Origin of the sequence: Corallococcus praedator (assembly GCF_003612125.1) — a bacterium.
Taxonomy (GTDB): Bacteria; Myxococcota; Myxococcia; order Myxococcales; family Myxococcaceae; genus Corallococcus; species Corallococcus praedator.
Window position 1 is genome coordinate 1 of sequence record NZ_RAWI01000772.1, and the last position, 1097, is coordinate 1097.

Annotated in this window: 1 protein-coding gene; it reads right to left on the bottom strand. The window is 75.8% G+C overall.

Annotation, left to right across the window (positions count from 1 at the left end; all coding sequences use genetic code 11):
• Positions 1 to 1097, bottom strand: a 1097-nt coding sequence (locus D7Y13_RS41635) for a condensation domain-containing protein (protein ID WP_147452654.1), incomplete at both ends; no start/stop codon positions are given.

Here is a 1097-nt window from a genome sequence, read left to right on the forward strand (position 1 = left end):
TCCACCGCCCGCGCGCCCCCCGCGTCCACCACCACGTGGCGCACGCCCGCGTCCTCCAGCAGCATCGCCAGCCGCTCCCGGGGCTGCTGTCCATCCAGCGGCAGGTAGGCGGCGCCCGCCAGCAGGATGCCCTTGAGCCCCGCGAGCAGTTGCACCGTCCGGTCCGTCAAGAGCCCCACCACCGAGCCCGGCCCCACGCCCCGCGACCGCAGCGCCGCCGCCACCCGCGCCGAGCGCGCCTCCAGCTCCGCGTAGGTGACGCCCACGTCCCCGTCCCGCACGGCCACGCTTCCGGGCGAGCGCGTGGCCCGCTCCGCCAGCAGCGCCGCCACGGACGTGTCGCGGGGGAACGGCCGGGGCTCCGGGTTCCACGCGGCCAGCTGTCGCGCCTGCGCGGGGTCCACCAGCGACAGCCGGGCCACGGGACGCGCGTCGTCCTGTGCCAGCACCTCGTCCAGGAGCCGCCGGAAGGACTCCGCCAGCGAGGCGGGCACCTCCGCCGGGAAGGCGCTGCGCCGGAAGTCCAGGTCCACCGTGAGGAGTCCCTGCCCCAGCCGGTCGCTCACGTGCACCGCGAGCGAATGCTGCTCATGGCCATTGAAGAGCCAGGTGACGTCCACCGGGTGGCCCCCCAGCTGCGCATCGAAGCGTCCGTTCTGGAAGGACACGAGCACGTCGAAGAGGGGCGGCCCGTCCAGCCCTCCGGCGCGCAGCTCCTGCGCGAGCAGGTCGAACGGGTAGCGCTGGCCGCGCAGCGCCCGCTGCTGGGCCGTCCCCACCTCGCGCAGCAGCGAAGCGAAGGGGGCCGCGCCGTCCACGTCGAAGCGCACGGGCACGGTGCCCACCATCATCCCGAAGGTGAGCAGGTCCTCGCGTGCGGAGCGGCCGTGGACGAACGTCCCCAGGCACGTGTCGCGCTGCCCCGTCAGCCGGGACACGAAGAGGCCCGTGAGCGCGGCGAACAACCGGGGCACCGTGCTCCCCGCGCCCTGCGCCACCCGGGCCAGCGCCCGCGTCCGCGCCTCGTCCAGCGAGAGGGTGTGGCGCACCGCGCGCGTGTCATCGAAGGGCGTGCCCACCGCGCGCAACAGCCCCCC